Origin of the sequence: uncultured Bradyrhizobium sp., assembly GCF_947648125.1 — a bacterium.
Lineage (GTDB): Bacteria > Pseudomonadota > Alphaproteobacteria > Rhizobiales > Xanthobacteraceae > Bradyrhizobium.
The window spans coordinates 712357-733961 of sequence record NZ_CANSMR010000001.1; the positions used below are offsets into that span (position 1 = coordinate 712357).

General features: G+C 61.5%; 18 protein-coding genes. All 18 read left to right on the plus strand.

Annotated elements, in window-relative coordinates; genetic code table 11:
- Positions 1–112 precede the first annotated feature (112 nt).
- The 18 genes from Q0030_RS03370 to Q0030_RS03455 all read left to right on the plus strand — a co-directional run bounded on the left by Q0030_RS03370 (position 113) and on the right by Q0030_RS03455 (position 21598).
- Positions 113–1441: a hypothetical protein gene (locus tag Q0030_RS03370; protein ID WP_298363177.1), complete on the plus strand. Its 1329-nt coding sequence runs from the start codon at positions 113–115 to the stop codon at positions 1439–1441.
- 44 nt (positions 1442–1485) lie between these two features.
- A complete protein-coding gene (gene asnB, locus Q0030_RS03375) occupies positions 1486–3402 on the plus strand; it encodes an asparagine synthase (glutamine-hydrolyzing) (RefSeq protein WP_298363178.1) in 1917 nt (638 codons plus the stop codon).
- Positions 3403–3425: 23 nt separating this feature from the next.
- Positions 3426–4373, plus strand: a complete 948-nt coding sequence (locus Q0030_RS03380) for an NAD-dependent epimerase/dehydratase family protein (RefSeq protein WP_298363179.1) — start codon at positions 3426–3428, stop codon at positions 4371–4373.
- Positions 4374–4386: 13 nt separating this feature from the next.
- Positions 4387–5319 carry an NAD-dependent epimerase/dehydratase family protein gene (locus Q0030_RS03385; protein ID WP_298363180.1) on the plus strand — a complete coding sequence of 311 codons (933 nt, stop codon included), beginning with the start codon at positions 4387–4389 and terminating at the stop codon, positions 5317–5319.
- A 2-nt stretch (positions 5320–5321) separates the two neighbouring features.
- A complete protein-coding gene (locus Q0030_RS03390) occupies positions 5322–6380 on the plus strand; it encodes an NAD-dependent epimerase/dehydratase family protein (protein WP_298363181.1) in 1059 nt (352 codons plus the stop codon).
- A complete protein-coding gene (gene wecB / locus Q0030_RS03395; RefSeq protein WP_298363182.1) occupies positions 6380–7441 on the plus strand; it encodes a UDP-N-acetylglucosamine 2-epimerase (non-hydrolyzing) in 1062 nt (353 codons plus the stop codon). Before Q0030_RS03390 ends, wecB begins: the two co-directional genes overlap by 1 nt.
- 125 nt (positions 7442–7566) lie before the next feature.
- Positions 7567–8565, plus strand: coding sequence for an NAD-dependent epimerase/dehydratase family protein (locus Q0030_RS03400; RefSeq protein ID WP_298363183.1), 999 nt, complete (start codon positions 7567–7569; stop codon positions 8563–8565).
- Positions 8566–8598: 33 nt separating this feature from the next.
- A complete protein-coding gene (gene asnB, locus Q0030_RS03405; RefSeq protein WP_298363184.1) occupies positions 8599–10521 on the plus strand; it encodes an asparagine synthase (glutamine-hydrolyzing) in 1923 nt (640 codons plus the stop codon).
- A gap of 70 nt (positions 10522–10591) precedes the next feature.
- Complete coding sequence (locus Q0030_RS03410; protein WP_298363185.1) at positions 10592–11287, plus strand: class I SAM-dependent methyltransferase; 696 nt, start codon at positions 10592–10594, stop codon at positions 11285–11287.
- A 40-nt stretch (positions 11288–11327) separates the two neighbouring features.
- Positions 11328–12533, plus strand: a complete 1206-nt coding sequence (locus Q0030_RS03415; protein ID WP_298363186.1) for an ATP-grasp domain-containing protein — start codon at positions 11328–11330, stop codon at positions 12531–12533.
- Positions 12530–13546: a pyridoxal-phosphate dependent enzyme gene (locus Q0030_RS03420; protein ID WP_298363187.1), complete on the plus strand. Its 1017-nt coding sequence runs from the start codon at positions 12530–12532 to the stop codon at positions 13544–13546. The genes Q0030_RS03415 and Q0030_RS03420 overlap by 4 nt, the downstream gene beginning before the upstream one ends.
- A complete protein-coding gene (locus tag Q0030_RS03425) occupies positions 13431–14705 on the plus strand; it encodes a DegT/DnrJ/EryC1/StrS family aminotransferase (protein WP_298363188.1) in 1275 nt (424 codons plus the stop codon). Before Q0030_RS03420 ends, Q0030_RS03425 begins: the two co-directional genes overlap by 116 nt.
- 38 nt (positions 14706–14743) lie before the next feature.
- A complete protein-coding gene (locus Q0030_RS03430; RefSeq protein ID WP_298363189.1) occupies positions 14744–15895 on the plus strand; it encodes an ABC transporter ATP-binding protein in 1152 nt (383 codons plus the stop codon).
- The gene (locus tag Q0030_RS03435; RefSeq protein WP_298363190.1) at positions 15892–17121 is read left to right on the plus strand and encodes an ABC transporter ATP-binding protein; all 1230 of its coding nucleotides are present in this window, start codon (positions 15892–15894) and stop codon (positions 17119–17121) included. Before Q0030_RS03430 ends, Q0030_RS03435 begins: the two co-directional genes overlap by 4 nt.
- Positions 17118–17909, plus strand: a complete 792-nt coding sequence (locus tag Q0030_RS03440) for an ABC transporter permease (RefSeq protein WP_298363191.1) — start codon at positions 17118–17120, stop codon at positions 17907–17909. The genes Q0030_RS03435 and Q0030_RS03440 overlap by 4 nt, the downstream gene beginning before the upstream one ends.
- A 6-nt stretch (positions 17910–17915) precedes the next feature.
- The gene (locus tag Q0030_RS03445; RefSeq protein WP_298363192.1) at positions 17916–18617 is read left to right on the plus strand and encodes a WbqC family protein; all 702 of its coding nucleotides are present in this window, start codon (positions 17916–17918) and stop codon (positions 18615–18617) included.
- A complete protein-coding gene (locus tag Q0030_RS03450) occupies positions 18614–20026 on the plus strand; it encodes a formyltransferase family protein (RefSeq protein ID WP_298363193.1) in 1413 nt (470 codons plus the stop codon). The genes Q0030_RS03445 and Q0030_RS03450 overlap by 4 nt, the downstream gene beginning before the upstream one ends.
- Before the next feature lie 9 nt (positions 20027–20035).
- Positions 20036–21598 (plus strand): hypothetical protein, encoded by a 1563-nt coding sequence (locus Q0030_RS03455; protein ID WP_298363194.1) that lies wholly within the window; start codon positions 20036–20038, stop codon positions 21596–21598.
- The last annotated feature ends 7 nt before the right edge of the window (positions 21599–21605 follow it).

Consider the following 21605-nt stretch of genomic DNA (forward strand, 5'->3'; position numbering starts at 1 on the left):
CCACGAGAGGAATGAAATGCGCTGGATTGGGATGGAAGACACCCAACAGCGTTGTATCCGCTGCAGGACGCTCGCGGCTCCGTGTCGCCGGGTGCAGGATTGATTTTCGGTCATGCGAATTCTCATCCTGCACGAACTCGACGATCTTGCGTCGGCGCGACGCACGTCGATCAATCATGCGTTCGCGCTCGTCAAATATGCTCCCGAGCATGAGTACACGCTGCACAGCGCGCGCCAACCCGTCACGGCACGTCTGCGCGAACAGATTTTCGATGCGATCGTTCTCGACACCACGTTCTTGTGCTGGAGATGGGCGCGGCCGAAGTCGCTATGGCTGGATCGGATCCTCGATGCTTACGACTTTGTCGGGAAGTCGGATGCCGTCAAGGTGGCGCTGCCCCAAGACGAGTACGACCATGCCGAAGTGCTCGACAGCTGGCTCGCGGACTGGAACGTCGATCTCGTCTATTCGGTATGTTACGAGCACCGCGAGGAGTTTTATCCTCGGGCGCAGAAGAAGGCGCGGGTGCTCGAGGCGCTTACGGGATATGTTGACGATGTCGACATCGGTCTGATGCAGCGCTTTGCCCTACCATTCAACGACAGGGCGATCGACGTCGGCTACAGGGCGCGAGCGTTGCCCGCCTATTACGGAAGAGTCGGCCAGGTGAAGGCCGAACTGGGCGATCGCTTCCGGTCGAAAATGGCCGATCGCAGGCTGAAGCTGGATATCTCGACGCAGGCGCGTGACGCTCTTGTCGGCGACGCCTGGCTGCAGTTTCTGGGCAATAGCAGGTTTACCCTCGGCTGCGAGAGCGGAAGCTCCCTGCTGGATCCCAGAGGGGAGATGAGGGAACGCGTCGAGAGGCAGCTTCAGCGCAATCCGGCGGCGAGCTTCGAGGAACTGGAGCAGGCGTGCTTTCCGGGTCAGGATATGAAGAAGGCGTATACTGCGGCCGGGCCGCGCCTGTTCGAGGCGGCGATCGCGCGGTCCTGTCAGATCCTGACGCCAGGCAACTACGCCGGCGCCCTGAAGGCGGGTGAGCACTACATCGCGCTCGCGCCTGATTGCTCGAATGCCGATGAGGTCTACGAGCAGATGCAGGACCAGAGCGCAAACCAGGCGCGGATCGAGGCGTGCTACCGTGCATTGGTCGACGATCCGAAGTTCCGCTATAGGAATTTCGTGGCAGGCCTGCTAGCGGAAGTTCGTGATGCTGCGATCCGAAAGGGGCGGCGACTGCCCGATTGCGATCCGCCGCCTGGTGCGATAACAGACGAGCTTGCCTTACGTGAATCTTTTACCCGCGCCATTCTTCAGGCGCATCAACATCACATCGAGGATGTGAAGGAAATCAGGTTGCTGCCCAATTTCTTTCACGCAATTGTCGTTGCGCTTGTCCGCCAGATGCTCTCGCTGGTGCGTAGAATTCGCGGATAGTGTGGTCTCTTCGACGAGCTTGAATATCGGGGTTTTCTGACTTCATGTGTGGCATTGCAGGATTCGCATCTCTGTCCGGTCGTCCCGTTGCAAGGGGCGCGGCGTCGCTCAATGCGATGAGCAGCCTGATCGCTCATCGCGGGCCCGACGGTTCGGGGCTTTGGAGCGATGAAGCCGGAGCCGTCGGGCTGGTTCACCGCCGGCTCGCGATCATCGATTTGACCCCCTCCGGTGCCCAACCCATGAAGGGCGCGAACGGCACCGTGATTTCCTATAATGGGGAGATCTACAACTTCATCGAGCTTCGGGAACAGCTCTCGGATGGCTGGACGTTCAAGTCCAGTTCGGACACCGAGGTGATCCTCGCCGCCTACGCCAAATGGGGCGAGCGCTGTGTCGATCATCTGCGCGGGATGTTCGCCTTTGCGATCTGGGACGATCGAAACAAGAAGCTGTTTGCCGCCCGCGACCGCTTCGGGATCAAGCCGTTCTATTACACGGTGCAGCAGGAGGTCTTCTACTTCGCCTCGGAGGCCAAGGCGCTGCTGCCGTTCCTGAGCGACATCGAGACCGACGCGGATGCGCTGAGTGAGTATCTCACATTCCAGTACACGATTGGCAAGAAGACCCTGTTCAGGGGGATATCCGCCCTGCTGCCTGGCCATCTGCTGCGGCTCGAGGGCGGCGACGTCGTGACGTCCCGGTACTGGGACGTGCAGTACGATGTCGATTTCGATCGCAGCCCTGCCTACTTCGAGCGGCGCTTCACCGAACTGCTGTCCGACTCGATGCAGGTGCATCTGCGCTCCGACGTCCCGGTCGGCGGTTACGTGTCGGGTGGTCTCGACTCCAGCCTCGTCGCGCTGATGGCGTCCAAACTGGATCACCGCAGCCGCGATGCATTCCACGGCCGCTTTCTCGAATTCCCCGGCTATGACGAGAGCGGCTACGCCAAGACGGTGACCGATCTGGCGGACATGTCGCTCCACATGGTCGACATCACCGCCGCCGACTTCCGCAACAGCATCGGCGACGTGATCTACCATCTGGATTTTCCGGTCGCCGGGCCGGGTTCGTTCCCGCAATACATGGTGTCCGCGCTCGCGGCCAAGAACGTCAAGGTCGTGCTCGGCGGGCAGGGCGGCGACGAACTGCTCGGCGGCTATGCGCGCTACCTGGTGGCCTATTTCGAGCAGTGCATCAAAGCTGCGATCGATGGCACCTACCAGAGCGGCCACTACGTGGTCACGATCGAGTCGATTGTGCCGAATCTCGGTCTGCTGCGCGAATACAAGCCCATGATCAAGGAATTCTGGCGCGCCGGCCTGTTCGAGGATCTTGATCAGAGGTACTTCCGCCTGGTCGATCGTTCGACCGACATGGTCGGTGAGGTCGATTGGAGTGCGCTGAACAAGGAAGCTGTGTTCGAGTCGTTCCGCGCGATCTTCAACAACCAGGACAACGTGAAGAAGGAAGCGTACTTCGACAAGATGACGCATTTCGACTTCAAGTGCCTGTTGCCGGCGCTGCTTCACGTCGAGGACCGGATGAGCATGGCACACGGGCTGGAGAGCCGCGTGCCGTTGCTGGATCATCCGCTGGTGGAGTTTCTCGCGACCGTGCCAGCCGACGTGAAGTTCATGGGCGGGCAGATGAAGCAACTCATGAAGACGGCCTATCGCGACACCCTTCCCAAGGCGCTGCTGCAGCGACGGGACAAGATGGGCTTCCCGGTGCCGCTGAAGGAATGGTTCGACGGCGAGCTCAAGGACTTCGTGCTCGACATCTTTGGCGAACAGCGCTCGAAGCATCGGCCGTTCTTCAACAGCGACGTTGTGCTCTCCAGCTTCGGCGGGCAATCCCGCTTCTCTCGAAAGACCTGGGGTCTCCTCAGTCTGGAGCTCTGGCACCAGCGGTTTCATGACCGGGCGGCCGAGTTCCGCGCGATGGTTAAGGCTTAAACTTCTCAATCTGGACGGTGGCTATGAAGATTTTTGTAACCGGCGGTGCCGGGCAGGTCGGATCGACGGTCATTGACATGCTGCTGTCGCGCGGCGACACGGTGGTCGCGATCGACAATTATGCGACCGGCCGGGCGGACAACCTCACCAAGCATGCAAACCTGACTCTGGTCGAGGACACGATCGCGAATGCCGCGGTGGTCGATCAGCTGTTCTCGGACTTCCGGCCCGAGGTCGTGATCCATACCGCGGCGTCCTACAAGGATCCCGAGGACTGGAGCAGCGATGCGCTGGTGAACGCGGTCGGGACCGCCAACATCGCGAAGGCCTGCAAGACCTTCGGAGTTTCGCGTCTGATCTACTTCCAGACGGCGCTCTGCTACGGCACCAAGCCGTTGCAGTCGCCGATCCCGCTCGACCACCCGATCAACCCGGTCAATTCCAGCTATGCGATCTCGAAGACGGCCGGCGAGCACTACGTGCAGTTCTCCGGCGTCGAATGGGTGACGTTCCGCCTTGCCAACGTGATCGGGCCGCGAAACGTGTCGGGGCCGCTGCCGATCTTCTACGGGCGGCTGGCCAAGGGACAGAAGTGCTTCGTCACGCCGGCGCGCCGCGACTTCTGCTACGCGGGCGATCTTGCCCGCGTCGTCGTCAAGGCCGCCGGTGGTGTCGGCCGCGGCACCTATCACTTCTCGTCGGGCAAGGATGTCGCCATCAAGGAGCTCTACGATTCCGTGGTGCGGGCCATGAAGATCAATGATTATCCGGAGCCGGAAGTGAAGCCGCTCGGCCCGGACGATGCACCTTCGATTCTGCTCGACCCGTCACGCACCTTCATGGATTTCGGTGCCGTCGAGTTCACCTCGCTCGATGAGATCGCCCGCCTGTCGGTCGAGCGCTGGGAGAAGGAAGGCGTTGTCGGCGGCTATACGCACCTGAAGGAAGCGCGTGCGGAAATCCGCACCTGATCGGAACGGCGACATGCGCATCATCATCACCGGCGGCGCGGGCTGCCTCGGCTCGAACCTGATCGAGCACTGGCTGCCGCAAGGTCACGAGATCCTCGTGATCGACAATTTCGCCACCGGCAAGCGCGAGGTTGTGCCTGCGCTTCCGGGCCTGACCTTGATCGAAGGCTCGATCGCCGATCGGGACCTCGTCACTTCGGCATTCGAGGGGTTTCGGCCGACTCATGTGGTGCATTCGGCCGCGTCCTACAAGGATCCGGCGAACTGGCGGGAAGACGTCGTAACCAACGTCGATGGCACCGTGAACGTGATCGATGCGGCACGTGCCGCCGGCGCGAGCCGGATCCTGAATTTCCAGACCGTGCTGTGCTATGGCCGGCCGGAAACCACGCCGATCCCGGTCGAGCATCCGCTGCGGCCGTTCACCAGCTACGGCATTTCGAAGGTTGCCGGCGAGCAGTATCTGGCGATGAGCGGCCTGCCTTACATGTCGCTGCGACTTGCCAACGTGACCGGTCCCCGTCTGGCGATCGGTCCGATCCCGACCTTCTACAAGCGCCTGAAGGCCGGGCAGGGCTGCTTCTGCAGCGACGCGCAGCGCGACTTCCTCGATATGTCCGACTTCCTGGCTGCGGTCGATCTCGCGATGGCCGAGCAGGCGCCGACCGGCGTCTTCAACGTATCGAGCGGGATCGGCCACTCGATCAAGGAAATCTACGACCTCGTGCGTGCCCACCTCGGCCTGCCGGCCGATCCCGACGTGAAGGTGGTGCCGGTGGGCGACGACGACGTGCCGTCGGTCGTTCCGGACCCAAGCCGGACCCGCGAGCGTCTCGGATGGCAGGCCAAAGTGCCGTTCGACGAGACCATTCGACGGCTGCTTGCCTGGTACGACGCCCATGGCGTGAGCGACGTTTACAGTCACCTGGTGGCACCCAAGAGCTGATCATGAAGTCATTTAACGGATCGACCATTCTCGTCGTCGGCGGAGCCGGATTTGTCGGCTCAAATCTCGTGCGGCTGTTGCTTGAACAAGCGCCGGCCAAGGTCATTGTCGTCGACAATTTGCTGTCGGCCGACGCCTCGAACGTGCCGGATGATCCCCGGATCCAGTTCGTCTCGCGTCCGATCACCGATGACGCCGTGCTCGCCGCACTGCCCGATGACCTCGACTTTGCCTTCCATCTGGCATGCTTCCACGGCAACCAGTCGTCGATCGCCGATCCGATGGCGGATCACGACAACAACACGCTGACCAGCCTGAAGCTGTTCGAAAGGCTCAAGGCCATCCGCTCACTGCAGAAGGTGGTGTATGCCGCAGCCGGTTGCGCGGTGGCCGAGAAGACCTTCGACGGCGCTTCGGCGACGACGGAGGATGCTCCGGTCTCGCTGTACCACGACAGCCCCTATTCGATCTCCAAGCTGATCGGGGAGATGTACGGCAACTACTATTTCACCCGGTACAAGCTCCCCTTCGTGAAGGCTCGTTTCCAGAACGTGTACGGGCCGGGAGAGATCCTGGGTGCGGGCCGCTGGCGCGGCACCGTTCACACGGTTTGGCGGAACGTCACCCCGACCTTCATCTGGAAGGCGTTGCACGACGAAGCGCTTCCGGTCGAGAATGGCGGGGTAGCCTCGCGCGACTTCATCTTCGTCGAAGACATGGCGCGCGGTTTGATGGCTTGCGCCCTCTCGGGTGACCCCGGCGAGATCTACAATCTCGCTTCGGGCGTCGAGACCAGCATCCTCGATCTGGCGAAGCGGGTGAACTCGATCACCGGCAACCAGACCCCGATCGCGCTCACGCCGGCGCGCGACTGGGACAGGTCGGGTCAGCGCTTCGGCGATCCGGCGAAGGCGCGCGAGAAGCTCGGCTTCGTCGCGCGCGTCGCGCATGAGGAAGGCCTTAGGCGGACCATCGCGTGGACGCGAGAAAATCGCGGCCGCATCCTCGGCTGCATGCACAACCATGTCGCGCATGTGCCGGACATTGCGAAGTATTCCTGATGTCGATCAAGATTCTTACAGTTGTTGGCGCGCGCCCGCAGTTCATCAAGGCCGCAGCGGTCAGCCGGGCGATCCGTGAAACGGATGGTCTGGCCGAAGTGATGATTCACACCGGTCAGCATTTCGATGCGAACATGTCCGATCTGTTCTTCGAGGAGCTGGCGATCCCGAAGCCGAAGCATCATCTGGACATCAATGGCGGTGGTCACGGCGACATGACCGGGCGGATGCTGATGGCGATCGAGCCGATCCTGCTTGCCGAAAGGCCGGACTGGGTCGTTGTGTACGGCGACACCAATTCGACGCTGGCTGGTTCGCTGGCCGCCGCCAAGCTCCACATTCCGGTGGCCCATGTCGAAGCCGGGCTCCGTTCCTTCAACCGGCGCATGCCCGAGGAACTGAACCGGATCGTGACGGATCATCTCTCGACGCTTCATCTCTGCCCCACCGCGACGGCCATTGCGAACCTCGCGACCGAAGGTGTGGTGAACGGCGTTTATCACGTTGGCGACGTGATGTACGACGCCACCGTGTTCGCGCTGGAGAAGGCCGAGATCGGTTCGACGATCCTGGCCGATTTGCAGCTGCGGCCCAAGCAATATTCGCTCGCAACCGTACACCGCGCCGAGAATACGGATGATCCAGAGCGGCTCCGTGAAGTCGTTCAGTTCCTGCTAGAGCAGTCGCGCGGGCGCACCGTGGTCCTGCCGCTGCATCCGCGCACCAGGGGCGCCGCCGCGCGGCTGGGCGTGAGCCTGGAAGGGCTGCGCGTCATTAACCCGGTCGGTTATCTCGACATGGCGAAGCTGCTGCACCACGCTGCGGAAGTGTATACGGACTCGGGCGGTCTCCAGAAGGAAGCTTATTTTCATCGCGTGCCATGCATTACGCTGCGCGATGAAACCGAATGGACCGAGACGGTGACCAACGGCTGGAATCGGCTCTGGAAGGGGCCGGCGCATCTGGTGCGGAGCGAAATCACCGACTACGGGCGAGGACGGGCAGCTTTCGAGATAGCGGAACTGCTGCGAGATCAAGCCCCGTTACGTGCAGCGGGTTGAGGTCCTCGCCGACGGATTGGGTCCGTCGCTCTCGTGCCGGTCGTCTTCACAGTCATCATGATTTTTCCTCGAGCTCAATCTGTCCGCTCGTGGTGAAGCGCAAACTCCAGTCCAAGAGGTCAGCCTTGGAAATCAACGGCAAGAAATTCCTCGTCATCGGCGGAGCGGGATTGATCGGCTCCCATGCAGTCGAGCAGCTCGCGAAGCACGACGTCGGCGAGATCGTGATCTTCGACAATTTCGCGCGCGGTTCCCTCGAGAACCTCGACCGGATCCTCAGGGATCCGCGGGTCAAGATATTCGAAGCGGGTGGCGATGTCTGCCAACCCGACATCCTCGACGCCGCGATGAAGGGCAAGGATGGTGTGTTCCACTTTGCCGCGCTGTGGCTGCTGCAATGTCATGAATTTCCGCGGGCGGCCTTCGACACCAACATCCGCGGTACGTTCAACGTGCTCGAAGCCTGCGTCGCAAACCGGATCAAGCGTCTCGTCTATTCGTCGTCGGCTTCGGTCTACGGCGATGCCGTGGAAGAGCCGATGACCGAGGATCATCCCTTCAACAACAAGAATTTCTACGGAGCGACCAAGATTGCGGGCGAGGCGATGGCGACCGCATTCTGTCACCGCTATGGCCTTCCGGCGGTCGGCCTGCGCTACATGAACGTCTACGGGCCGCGTCAGGACTATCAGGGCGCCTACATCGCGGTCATCATGAAGATGCTCGATGCGATCGACCGCGGCGAAGGGCCGACCATCCTGGGAGATGGTTCGGAAGCGTTCGACTTCGTGTCGGTGCTGGATTGTGCGCGTGCAAACATCTGCGCGATGTCGGCCGATACGGTCGCCCGCTACTACAATGTCGGCACGGGCGAGCGCACCTCGCTCAAGCAGCTCGCCGAATTGCTGTTGCAGCTGACGGGGTCAAATCAGCCGATCCAGTATGCGCCGCGGAGCAATGCGACGTTCGTCCGCAATCGGGTCGGCTCCACGAAGCGAGCCGCAGAGGAGATCGGCTTCACTGCCGAAGTCGATTTGCGTGAGGGCTTGCAGATGCTGATCGAATGGCGGTCGAAGCACCGGACCGGCCTCGAGCGCCGACGTGCGAAGGCCGGCCTTGAATAAGGCTTTGCGGTCCGGGATCAGGCGGATTTAGGCATGTGCGGCGTCGCAGGCATTCTTAACCTCGACCAGCGGCCGGTCTCTTCGCATGTTTTGCGTGCGATGACGACGGCGATCGCCCATCGTGGTCCGGATGGCGAAGGCCAATGGATCGACGGCGCGATCGGTCTCGGACATCGCCGGCTTGCGATCATCGACCTCAGCCCGACCGGCGAGCAGCCGATGCACACGGCCGACGGCCGGTTTGTGATTTCCTACAATGGCGAAATCTACAACTACCGGGAGCTTCGCGCCGAGCTTGAATCGCAGGGGCATCGCTTCAGGTCGACCAGCGATACCGAAGTCCTGCTGCAAGCGATCACTGCATGGGGCCTGGGTGCCCTGCAGCGCTTCAACGGCATGTTCGCCTTCGCCCTATGGGATCGCAAGGAGCGCAAGCTCACGCTCGCGAGGGACCGCTACGGCATCAAGCCGCTTTACTACTGGTCCGGCGGCAACCAGTTGCTGTTTGCATCGGAATCGAAGGCCTTCCGTGCCGTTCCGAACTTCAGCTCACAGCTCGATTCCGAAGGGCTGTTCGAGTACTTCACGTTCCAGAACTTCTTCACTGACCGCACCTTGCTCAAGGGCGTTCGTATCCTGCCCGCGGGTTGCTACCTGACCGTATCGCCCGAGGCTGCACCCGGCACGCAGCCAAGGCTGACCCGATACTGGGACTATGCCTTTCAGGAGCCGGAGACGGGCCGGTCCGAAGCTGACTACCAGGACGAGCTCGACCATCTGATTCAGCAGGCCGTGAAGCGGCAGCTCGTATCGGATGTCGACATCGGGGCGTATCTCTCGGGCGGCCTGGACTCGGGAACGGTCACGGCGATCGCGGCGCAGTCGCTCAGCTACATGCGGACCTTCACGTGCGGCTTCGACCTGAGCTCGGTGTCCGGCATGGAGCTGCAGTACGACGAGCGCGCTGCCTCGGAGCGAATGTCGTATCTGTTTCGTACCGAGCACTACGAAATGGTGCTGAAGTCGGGCGACATGGAGCGCGTACTTCCCAAGCTGACCTGGCATCTGGAAGAGCCGCGGGTCGGACAGAGTTATCCGAACTATTACGTCGCGCAGCTCGCCAGCAAGTTCAACAAGGTCGTCTTGGCGGGGACCGGCGGCGACGAGATCTTCGGCGGCTATCCGTGGCGTTACTATCGTGCCGTGGTGAACCAGAGCTTCGAGGAGTATATCGACAAGTATTACGACTACTGGCAGCGCCTCATTCCCAACAGCGTGCTGAAGCGTGTCTTCGCGCCGATCTGGAGCGAGGTGCAGGGTGTCTGGACGCGCGATATCTTCCGGGACATGTTCAGCCAGCACGCGGAGCGCCTGACCCGTCCGGAGGACTACGTCAATCATTCGCTCTATCTGGAGGCCAAGACGTTTCTCCACGGGCTGCTGACCGTGGAGGACAAGCTGTCGATGGCGCATTCGCTGGAAACGCGCGTGCCGTTTCTTGACAACGATCTTGTCGATTTCGCCATGAAGCTGCCGGTCCGGATGAAACTCGGCAAGCTCGACGAGGTCGTCGCACTGGACGAGAATGCACTGGGCAGGAAGACGGCAGCATATTTCCACAAGGCTCACGACGGCAAGATGCTGCTGCGAAACGTGATGCTTCGCCATATTCCGCAAGAAGTCGCCGAACGGGGCAAGCAGGGTTTCTCCGGTCCGGACGCAAGCTGGTTCAAGGGGCAGAGCATCGATTTCGTCCGCAGCATCCTGTTCGACGATAAAGCGGAAATCTACCGCTACCTCGACCCCAAGCCGCTGCGCGCCTTGATCGGCGATCATCTCGACGGTCGCGAAAATCGCCGCCTGCTCATCTGGTCGCTGATCAACGTCGAATATGCGTTGCGTCAGCAATCTTCCGAGCATCAGGCATCGTCAACGGCGACGCGTTCGGTGAATTGATACGGGCCAAGGCGCCGCAGGCTGAACGAGCCGGTCTTTAACTGAAACTCCCGACCAACCGAGCGAACTCATGCACGATATTGACAAGGAAAAGATCCTGGCGCGCTACGCGAGCCGTATCGACGAGATCGGGCATGGCGCCGCCGCACTCGGCGAACCCAAGCATCGACAGGCGTTCTTCTTTGACATCCTGCGTCAGGTTGACGGTTTGCTGGCGGCCGATTCGATCGTCGATATCGGCTGTGGCTACGGCGACCTGTTCGATTTTCTCCGCTCCACGGGTTGGCAGGGCGTCTACACCGGGATCGACATCAACGCGCAGCTGATCGAGGAAGGAAAGCGTGTCTATCCCGAAGCGGAGCTCGCTGTTGTCGATATCCAGAAGACGCCGCCGGATCGCGTCTGGGACTGGTGCTTCTGCTGCCAGGCGCTCAGCAGTGCAACCGAAGCCGTGCCCTTCATGGATCATTTTGAAAGCATGCTGGGGATCATGTGGGGGCTCTGCCGAAAGGGCCTCGTCTTCAATCTGCTGAGCCCGCTGGTCGACTACACCCACCCGGTTCACGCGAGGCCGCCGTTCGCAGACGTGCTTCGGGTCGTTACCGGCCTGACCAACAGATTTACGGTCAGGCATGACTACATGCCGTACGAGTACGCCATCTACGCGTACAAGGACAATGCGATCGACAAGGACAATTTCATCTTCGCTGCCCAACAGGAGCGCTTCGCCGAATTAACCGGCCGATGGCGCGGTATGGGCCGCTAGCTAGTCGCCGACGCGTGGGAAGCAGCTGGAGCTGAAACCGATGAAGACTGTTGTATTGCTCGGTGGCAATCAGATGGCATGCCCGGCCATCAAGCGGATCCAGCAACATGGCTATCGTGTCGTTGCGGTCGACGGCAGCGCAGAGGCCCCCGCGCGTGACGTCGCGGACCTGTTTGTCCAGCAGAATTTCTCCGACGTTGCCGCGACGTCGGCAGCGCTGGCAGAGGTCGCATTCGACGGGATCATTCCGCTGAACGACTTTGCCATCCGCGCCGCAGCCAGTATCGCGAGAGAACGCGGTCTGCCAGGCTGGAACGAATTTGCAGAGCTTTGCTTCGTCAGCAAGGTTGCGATGAAGCGTTGCTGGATCGAGGGCGGATTGCCGACTGCGCGCTGCGTGTTCAGCACGGTGGCGCAACTTGCGGCCGGGCAGCTTCCGCAATGGGAGAGCTGGCCGGCCGTGGTCAAGCCGGCATTTTCGGGTGGAGGAAGCCGCGGCGTGTTTGTCGCCCGCGGCTGGGACGAGGTGCAGGCCCGTCTGAGCGACGTCGAGAAGACCTATCTCGACGGCGACGTGGTCATCGAGGAATTCATCCAGGGAACCGAGCACACACTGGAGGTGTTGATTTGCCGCGGAAGCCCGACCTTGTTGTCGATCTCCGACAAGGAGAACTATCCCGGGAACGATACGGTGGTGCAAAAGCTCCACTTCCCCGGACCTATCGGTCACTCCCACCGGGCAGCGCTCGAACGCCTCGTGTTTGCCGCTTGTGCATCGATGCGCTTGACCGATGGCACGACGCATTTCGAAGTCCTGATCCGTAATGGTGAGGCATTTCTGCTCGAGGTCGGAGGACGTCCGGGCGGTGGCCTCAATTTCCATCCGATCTGCGAGATATCGACCGGCTATGACTACCCGGGACTGCTCGCGGCGATCTTGACCGGTGGCCTGCCGGACTTCACGAGAAAAGCATCCGAGCATCTGGTGTGGCACTATTTCCCGCGGGGAGAGGGCATTCTGCGGGCCATCGATGGCTTCCGCGGGATCAAGGATCTCCCAGACGTGGTCGATGCCGAGATGTACGAACAGGTCGGCAAGGCCCGACTCGACCTTCACAACGATCTGGCACGCCCGGGTTATGTGCTGGTGCGATCGAAATCGAACGCGGAGGCGCGCGACCGCGCCGCAAGACTGGTCGAATCCGTGCAGTTCGTTACTGCTGATCAAGAAGGTGACAAGCCATGAGCCTTGCGCATCATCCGTTTCTTGCTGCGACTGATCCGGCAGCCAGCCGCCTGGTGCGTGTTTCCGCACCGTTTCCGGAATGGCTCAATCCATTCCACGGCGATGGCGTCGTCATCCGGGCGGCGTCGATTCCAGGCGAGGTCGAGCACAGCAAGTCGTATATGGCGCGTGAACTGCTGCTCGGACCGATCTCCGAAGGTCTGATCTCGCAACGAACCATCGTGAAAGAGGCGACCAGCGGCAATACGGGGCACGGCATCGCCAAGATCTGCAAGGCGCTCGGCATCCGCTGCCAGCTCATCATGCCGGCCGGTACGGCGCGCGGCAAGATCAATGCCATCTCCGTAATGGGGGGCGGCGTCGAGGTCGTCCTGCACAGCGACCCCGCAGAAACGCCGGTTGAGCGCGCCCGTCGCGAGGGAGCCCAGGAGGGAAATTACACCCTCGACCAGTACGACAACTGGAGAAATCCCTGGGCGCACAAGACCCATCTTGCGCCGCAGCTTTTTTCGGCGACCGGAGAAGTCTCGCTGGTAGCCGTGGCGTCGGGCACGATGGGGACGTGCGTGGGGCTGAGGCAATATATCGACGAGCACGGCCTCGGCACGCGCGTCCTCCCGGTTTTGCTGGAAGAGCATCACGAAGTTCCGGGAGCGCGACCGCTGTCGAAGGTTCAGAAGGATATCCGGCTTCCTTGGCAGAAACTGTTTGCCCCTCACGATCTCGAATTTGGAACACGGCATCCGTCGTTCCTGCTGGCCTATTATTCTTGGCGGGTTCTGCCGCAGATGCTTGGTCCGAGCTTCGGTCTTGCCTTTCAAGGCGCGCTGCGCAGACTGCACCGGGAGAAGGTCGCCGGAAGACTCGACGGTTTGCGAACGCGCGGAAAGATAGAGGTTGTTCTGGTCGGGGCAGACTCATATCTTCCCTATCTCGATCTCTTCCTCGGCGAAACCCAGTCCGACGAACGTCACACCTACGAGAGTCCCGACTTGTTGTCGTTCGCTCTCTGACCACTCCTCTCTTCCTGGCACCATGATGCAGCTTACAGCGCCGAAATTTGACGAAGCCGAAATCGAGCAGTTGCGCGCCTGTCTGGGCTCCGGCTGGGTTACGCAAGGGCCGATGACCCAGAAGTTCGAGGGGCTCATTGCCGAACGGCACGGCGTGAAACACGCGCTCGCTACGACGTCCTGCACCGCCGCCCTGCACCTTGCCACGATGGCTCTGGGACTGAAGACGGGAGACGAGGTCATCGTGCCGGCCTTCACATGGGTGACGAGTGCCCATTGCGCCGAATATGTCGGAGCGAAGGCGGTGTTCGCTGATATCGATCTCGCGACATACAACCTTGATCCCGCAGCCTTCGCGGCGGCGATCACGCCGAGAACACGGGCAGTCGTTGCTGTGCATCTGTTCGGGCTGGCCGCGCCGATGGATGAAATCCGCGCGCACGCATCGCGCCACGGGATCGCGATTATCGAAGATGCGGCTTGCGCGATCGGTACGTCCTATCGTGGCAAGCCCGTCGGCGGGCTCGGGGATATCGGCTGCTTCTCGTTTCACCCGCGGAAGGTCGTGACCACGGGCGAGGGCGGAGCTGTGACGACCAACAATGACTCGATTGCCGCGATCATCGGCTCGGTGCGCAATCATGGTGCCGGCAGCCAGCGCATCATCGAGGACGAAGGCGTTGGGCCGTGGACGATGGCGAACTACGATCGCATCGGATACAATCTGCGCCTGTCTGATATTCAGGCCGCGGTCGGCGTTGCGCAAATGGCCAAACTCGACACTCTCCTGGCGGAGCGTCGCGGTCTTGCGGCTTCATACAGGGAGCGTCTGTCGGACATCCCCGACATCGTGCTACCAGCCCAGGACGCGGGTCACAGCTATCAGTCCTTCGTCGTTCGGATTTCCGATGGCGGTCGCCGTCGTCGCAATGCGGTGATGGCCGCTTTCGCCGAGCAACGTATTCAGACCCGACCGGGAACGCACGCCGTACCTGGGCTGGGATACTATCGGGACAAATATCGTCTCGATCCCAATCAGTTTCCGAATGCAATCAGGGCCGAGGATACGACGATCACGCTGCCGCTGTTCCCCGGCATGACGATGTCGGATATCGACATCGTCGTCGAGGCGTTGAGCCGCGCGCTCGCGGCGACCTGAGCTTCAGCGTCCGGCCTGCCCGAAGGAATTTCACGAGAATGCGTCGCGCCGTAGCCATCACCTGCGAGGGGGTCTCGAAGAGCTTTGCGCTGATCGATCGCGGCAATGCGTGGCGGATCGCGTTTGGGCTCGACGCATCGGTGGCCCGCTTCAAGGCGCTTCAAGATGTGACTTTCGACGTGCCCAAGGGGCAGTTTGTCGGCATCCTTGGCCGGAACGGGGCAGGCAAGTCGACGCTGCTGCGGATCATCGGTGGCGCCTATGCACCGGACGTCGGACGCATCTCCGTAAGGGGGGCAATGTCGGCACTTTACGAGCTCGGCGTCGTGGCGAGCCGGGAACTCACCGGCCGCCAGTATGCCGATCGTCTGCTGATGGTGCATGGGTTCGGGGCCCGCGAGCGGTCTGAGATGATCGCCGATATCCACGATTTCTCGGAGCTCGAAGACCGGTTCGACGACCCCGTGCAGACATATTCGGCTGGCATGGGAGCGCGGCTCTATTTCGCAACGGCGACGGCCGGCCAGTACGATGTCTATCTGCTCGACGAGATCTTGTCGGTCGGGGATCAGCACTTCCAGTCTAAGTGCTGGCGGCGGCTGCGCGACAGGCTGTCCAGAGGCGCAACGGGAATTCTCGTGACCCACGACTGGGCTGCGATCCTGCGCTTGTGCGAAACCGCGCGCATTCTGGAGGGCGGCAAGGTGATTTTCTCGGGGCCGGCCGACCGGGCCGTGCGGCAATACCTCTATAGCGATCAGGGGGGGGACGAATACGTCGCAGGCATTGCGAAATTCAATGCGCCACCGTCCTATCCGCCGACGATAAGGCAGGGCGAAGATTTTATCATGCGGGCCGAGGCCGAGATACTTCAGCCCTCCGAGGTGTTTTCGACATTCACCATCGAGCGTCTCCAGCCCGGCTTCGGTTGGGAAACGTCGGTGATGTCGCGCGCCCCCGTCCTGGTGGGCAATGCACCCGGACGCTACGCAGTTGAGGCTTCAGTGCCCGCGTTTCCGCTCGAGCCTGGCCATTATCAGTGCCGGCTCGGCCTCATGCTGGTCGACGAGACCGGCAAGCGTATCGGCCTTGATGGCTACAGCTGGCTCGACGGTACCGGACTTGCCCTTGAGGTCGTCGGGCAAGCAACTGGAAGTCTGGTGCTTCCGGCGCGATGGACATTGCAATGAGCAGCGCGGCGATAAAGGTCACCGATCTGACCAAGACATTCGCACTCACCGAGCACGGAGGTGGTCCGGTCTCATTGCTGGCGGCACTGCGCGCGGGCAAGAGCGAAGGTCGCGTGCGTGAGGTGCGGGCGCTCGAAGGGGTTTCGCTCGATATTGTTCAGGGGGAACGGGTCGGCATCATCGGCCCGAACGGAGCCGGCAAGACGACGCTGCTATCGGTCCTGACTGGGTTGATGCCGGCCACGTCGGGCACCGTCGAGGTGGTGGGCGACGTCCACGCGATGCTCTCGATCGGAGCGGTGCTGCGCGACGATCTCACCGGGCGGGAGAATATCGATCTCGACGGGGCGATCCACGGCCGCAGCCGCGCCGAAATCGACGCGGTTCGCCAGGAGATCATCGATTTCACCGAGCTCGGGGAATTCATCGATCGGCCCGTGCGCACCTATTCATCGGGAATGAAGGCTCGCCTGGCGTTTTCGATGGGCGCCTTCATCGAGCCCGATATCCTCATCATCGATGAGACGCTCTCCGTCGGCGACTACTTCTTCAGCCAGAAGGCTTCGAAGAAGATGGCTGAAGTAGCCGCCGGAGGACGCATCGTCATCGTGGTTGCACACGGGCTGAAGGCCATCGTGCAGATGTGCTCGCGCTGTCTGTGGATGGATCACGGTCGCATCGTGATGGATGGCGATCCAAAGACCGTTGTTACGGCATATGAGCAGTCGATACGTGAAGCGGACGAAAAGACATTGATGAAGAAGTTCGGGCAATCGGCTTCCGCTCGGAGCGATCGCCGGGATGGGGGAGAGTTGACGGCAGTCAACCTGGTCCAGGACGGCAAGGATCAAAGCGGGGCGTTGACTGCGATGCATCCACTCGAGATGCGGGTCGCGGGGACGCTGCGCAAACCCGTTGGGCGCTGCCGAATATTGCTCTCGATCGTGAGAGTGGATGGCCGGTCTGTCTGGCGACAGGACTCGAGTTCCGCCGGGCTCGACTTGCCGGCTTCGACATCATTCGAGGTGCGCGTCGCCATGGACCCTTTCATTCTCGGAGCCGATCTCTATCAACTGGATGTCGAGCTGAGCGATGAGAGAGGACAATTGGACAGCTCGACGCGGGTGTTCGAAGTCGTGGATGTCGAAGGGCAGTTTGGTGGCAAGCCGTTGCTGCTGTATTCGCCGGAAATCAGGGGGCGCGCGATCGTGGCGGCCAGCACATGAACATTGCCGGATTTGATCGCCGAGATTTCGGCATGCTCCTGAGCTTGTTCAAGCTCACTGTCGCCGACCGGTATCTCGGTTCCGGTCTAGGACTGATCTGGGCGGTGCTGTCACCTCTGTTCCTGATGGGAATCTTCACGTTCGTCTTCACGTTTGTCTTTCCCGGGCGGCTGCCGGGCCGGGAGGGCGCAATCCCCTACGTGGTCTGGCTTCTGAGCGGCTATGGCCCGTGGCTCGCGATCAGCGAGGGACTTTCCGCGTCGACGACGTCGGTCGTCGGCAATGCCGGAATCGTCAAAAACGTGGCTTTCAAATCCGAACTCCTTCCGGTGGTCGGCGCGTTGACCGGGCTCTTCCCGCTCCTGGTATCGCTCGCCGTCATCGTGGTTCTCTTTGCGGTGTCGGGTGAAACCCCGAACCCGGTCTTGCTGTTCCTGCCGGTCTCGCTCTTCCTCGGCACGCTTTTCGTCTCCGGACTTGGCCTTTTCCTGGCCGCACTGAACGTCTTTGTGCGCGATACCGCGCTGGCCCTGCCGAATGTGTTGACGCTGCTGTTGTTCGCATCCCCGATTTTCTATCCGCTCAGCGCCTATCCGGCCGGAATTGCGAAGCTGCTTCAGTTCAATCCATTTTACGTCATCGCGGCAATGTTTCGCGCGCCGATCATCGATGGTGCCTTGCCTCCCTTGTGGATGTTCATCTACCTGGCGGTGGTCTCGACCGCCGTCTTTGCGGGCGGCTTGATGTGGTTTCGTCGCCTCAAATCGTTCTTCGACGCGCGCCTGTGAGCCGCCGTGACCGGTCTTATTGCGATTCATCAGCCGAATTTCTTTCCGTGGCTCGGCTACTTTGAGAAGATCCGGCGCGCCGACGCATTGGTGTTCCTCGATGCGGTGGCCTATCCGCGCGCCGGCTCGGGCGGCATGGGGTCCTGGTGCAACCGGGTGCGCCTGGCGGTGCAGGGCGAGGCGCGCTGGGTGACTTGTCCGCTCCAGCATGTGTCTCTCGGTACTCCGATCGGCGCGGTGAGCATTGACGACGCGCAATCCTGGCGCGCCAAACTGGTGCGGACCCTGGAAGCAAACTACGGCAAGGCGCCGCGGTTTGACGCCGGCATGGCGGTGCTGAAACCGCTCATCCTTGAAAGCGAGAGCAACCTCGCGAGTTTCAACATTCGCGCGATCAAGGCGATTGCGGCTCACCTCGGCCTGTCGACCCGATTTGTGCTGCAATCGACGCTACAATACTCGGGCAAGGCCACCGACCTGCTGGTCTCGCTGGTGAAGGCAGTCGACGGCTCGGCCTATCTGTCAGGCGACGGTGCGGCCGGATATCAGCGTGATGAGCTCTTTGCAGAGAACGGTCTCGGTCTCGTCAAGCTGAATTTCGTACAGCAGGCCTATTGCGAGCCGTCCCGGTTCATTCCCGGGCTCTCGGTGATCGATTACCTGATGTGGGATGGCCGTCCGCTCGCGGAGGCCGCGAAGGGTCCATGACGCAAAAGATCATTCTGCTCACGAGCTCGACCGGGCGGGCCCTGGACAGGGTAACGGAAGCCCTCGGGCCTTCGGCATCGATCGCGGTGGTCCGCGACCTGGAGTCGCTGCGCGCGGCTCCAGTCGATCGGGACACCAGCCTGATCTGCTTCGGCACGGGTGTGATCGTGCCTGGCGATCTATTGGCCAGCCTGACCAAGCCCGCCTACAATCTGCACGCGGCCTCACCGGAGTTTCCCGGCCGCGATCCGCATCATTTTGCTATCTATCGCAGTGCGCAAAGGTACGGCGCCACGCTCCACTTGATGACGGAGCGGGTCGACGACGGCGCTATTGTCGCGGTGGAGATGTTCGACGTGAAGCCGGATGCGACGCCGGACAGCCTGCTCGCCGAAGCGAACCGGGCGGCACTCCGGCTGATTGAGCGGTGCGGAGCGCGGATGCTGGAGCGGAAGCCGATGCGGGCGCTCCCCGACGTCCGCTGGGGGCCGATTAAGACGCGGCGCAGCGATTTCCTGCAGCTCTGCCGCGTGAACGCTCTCACCACCTCTCAGGAGTTCGAGTTGCGTCGACGTGCTTGCGCGTCGACGTCCCACAGCAACCTGACGGTGGAGCTTCACGGGCAGATCTTCAAAATCGACCGGGCGGCGGCCATCGACGACGGTCTGGGTGAGTTCTCGGAATTCACCGAAGCGGGGTTCCAGAACATCCTGCGCCAGCTCAAGAGCGCAGGCTATCGCTTTGCGCGTTATGGCGATCAATCCTCCGGGTCTCACGTCATCTGGCGGCATGACGTCGACGTCTCGATGAATCGCGCGGTCCGGCTGGCAGAGATTGAACACCAGGAAGGCGTCGTTTCGACCTACTTCATCAATCCACGTTCCTGCTTCTATAGCATCTTTGAGCCTGAAACCGAAGCCATGCTGCGGCGGATCCAGTCGCTCGGCCATGAGATCGGCTTGCATTTTGATGCCAGCGCCTACGCCACCAGGACCTGGAGCGAGGACGCATTGAGCGCAGCCGTGCGTCGAGAGCAGGCCCTGCTTGAGACGCTGCTGCAATCGCCCATCCGGGCTCTGAGCTGGCACAATCCCGATCAGTCAAACCTGCTGGACTTTCAGGACAGCGAGATTGCCGGCTTGTCGAACGCGTATTCGGGAACCTTGCGGCGCGACTACGTCTATTGCTCAGACTCCAACGGCTATTGGCGTTTCAAGCCGATGGGCGAGGTGATCGCCATGGGGCACGAACGCCTTCACCTGCTGACCCATCCGGATTGGTGGACACCCGACGCGATGTCTCCGTCCGAACGCATCACTCGGGCCCTGCTCGGCCGGGCGCGTCGGCTCCGCGACGACTATGACAGACGTTTGGCGCTGGCGGGCCGACGCAATGCCGGCGGCAAATAGGAGTCGAGTTTGTTTCTTGCCCGTATGAAATACCTCCTTGCTCGTGTCTGGCAGCGCGGGCGCTTGGCCGCGACGACGCTGATGCTCGATCAATCGGGCGTGGTCGCTCGGCCGCCCTCGATGTTCGATAGCGTAGCCCGTGCCGTGAAGATTGGTCCATTGATCATCGGACTTGCATCAGACCTCGACGCCCTCGGCCGGGGCGTACGGATCATCTCCGGGCAGGGTTCCGAACAGGGCCGCAGGCATTCCGTCCTCAAATTTGGTCCGGTTGCAGTCATGCGTGCTCTCGACCTCGAGAGGGTCGCTAAGCCGCTCCAGGAATTTGAGCGTGAGGTTGGTAAATCCCGGGAAACTGGTCGCGATGCTGGCAGCGGAGCCGGTCGCCGCAGCGTTCTATTCATCCACAATTGCTACTACAACTACTTCTACCTTGCCGCGGCGTTGCGCAGGCGCGGGTGGGACGCGATCTCCGCCAGCATCGAAAACCCGAACGGGCCGAACGCGAAGTTCTATCATGGCGAAGACCTGAATCTGTTCGACCCGGATCCAGAACGGTTTCAGCGCAGGCTCTTCGACTTCTTTGCCGAAGTCGAGGATCGGTTCGGCATGGTTCACTTCCATGGGGTCGGGTGCATGTCGATCTTCCCGGCATATTTCGATCAACAGCGCAGCTACGACGGGCTGCCGGTCGATTTCCTTCGCCTGAGACAGCGAGGGATCAAGATCGGCTACACAGTATCGGGGTGCAACGACGGTGTCGCTCAATCGAGCATCGTCAACTGGAGCGGAGCCTGCAACAAATGCGTTTGGCAGGAGCACCCGGAAGTCTGTTCGGACGCCGCAAACCTCGCATGGGGCCGCAAGATCCATACCATGTGCGACGTGGTGGATACTGGCGGATCGCCTGCTCTCGATTGGAAGGGAACGGTGGACAACGTCTTCCGCGATCCGCTGACGGCGGCAGTCGACGCAGAGCTCTGGCGACCCGATCTTGAGATCCCCGCCGAGTACAAGCTGGAGCGGTCCGAAGGCGAATTGATCGTCTACCATGCGGTCGGGAACTACGAGTTAAGGTCCCGGAATGGCCGAAACATCAAGGGAACTCCGGCGATATTGGCTGCGATAGATCGATTGAGGGGCGAGGGGATGCCGGTACGGTTGGAATTCGTGACCAACGTGCCGAGCAAGGATGTGCGCTTCATCCAGGCGCAGGCCGATGTGTTCGTCGATCAGCTCAACTACGGCCGATACGGTGCGCAGGCTTGCGAGGCCATGATGCTGGGCCGGCCGACGATCTGCTTCATGAAAAAGGACGAAGCGCCGGGAGTGAGCACGCTCGGCTTCCTCGAGGAATGCCCGATCGTGTCTGCGACTGAACAGACGATCTACGCCGTGCTGAAGGACTTGCTCCTGGACGCAGAAAGGCGCCGTGCTTTGGGCAAGGCCAGTCGCGAATTTGCGCTCAAATGGCATTCCGCCGATGCTTGCGCCGAGCGGTTCGAACTGGTCTATGAACGGCTGACACGCGGGTTGCCCCCGACGGAAACCAGCTTCCGCCGAGGTCACTGAACTAAAA

What these genes read in the sequence shown, in the direction of transcription:
- Q0030_RS03450 (WP_298363193.1), top strand. Translation starts at nt 18,614, where the DNA reads ATGACGCAAAAGATCATTCTGCTCACGAGCTCGACCGGGCGGGCCCTG.
- asnB (WP_298363178.1), top strand. Translation starts at nt 1,486, where the DNA reads ATGTGTGGCATTGCAGGATTCGCATCTCTGTCCGGTCGTCCCGTTGCA.
- Q0030_RS03390 (WP_298363181.1), top strand. Translation starts at nt 5,322, where the DNA reads ATGAAGTCATTTAACGGATCGACCATTCTCGTCGTCGGCGGAGCCGGA.
- Q0030_RS03420 (WP_298363187.1), top strand. Translation starts at nt 12,530, where the DNA reads ATGAGCCTTGCGCATCATCCGTTTCTTGCTGCGACTGATCCGGCAGCC.
- wecB (WP_298363182.1), top strand. Translation starts at nt 6,380, where the DNA reads ATGTCGATCAAGATTCTTACAGTTGTTGGCGCGCGCCCGCAGTTCATC.
- Q0030_RS03370 (WP_298363177.1), top strand. Translation starts at nt 113, where the DNA reads ATGCGAATTCTCATCCTGCACGAACTCGACGATCTTGCGTCGGCGCGA.
- Q0030_RS03385 (WP_298363180.1), top strand. Translation starts at nt 4,387, where the DNA reads ATGCGCATCATCATCACCGGCGGCGCGGGCTGCCTCGGCTCGAACCTG.
- Q0030_RS03430 (WP_298363189.1), top strand. Translation starts at nt 14,744, where the DNA reads ATGCGTCGCGCCGTAGCCATCACCTGCGAGGGGGTCTCGAAGAGCTTT.
- Q0030_RS03415 (WP_298363186.1), top strand. Translation starts at nt 11,328, where the DNA reads ATGAAGACTGTTGTATTGCTCGGTGGCAATCAGATGGCATGCCCGGCC.
- Q0030_RS03440 (WP_298363191.1), top strand. Translation starts at nt 17,118, where the DNA reads ATGAACATTGCCGGATTTGATCGCCGAGATTTCGGCATGCTCCTGAGC.
- asnB (WP_298363184.1), top strand. Translation starts at nt 8,599, where the DNA reads ATGTGCGGCGTCGCAGGCATTCTTAACCTCGACCAGCGGCCGGTCTCT.
- Q0030_RS03380 (WP_298363179.1), top strand. Translation starts at nt 3,426, where the DNA reads ATGAAGATTTTTGTAACCGGCGGTGCCGGGCAGGTCGGATCGACGGTC.
- Q0030_RS03410 (WP_298363185.1), top strand. Translation starts at nt 10,592, where the DNA reads ATGCACGATATTGACAAGGAAAAGATCCTGGCGCGCTACGCGAGCCGT.
- Q0030_RS03435 (WP_298363190.1), top strand. Translation starts at nt 15,892, where the DNA reads ATGAGCAGCGCGGCGATAAAGGTCACCGATCTGACCAAGACATTCGCA.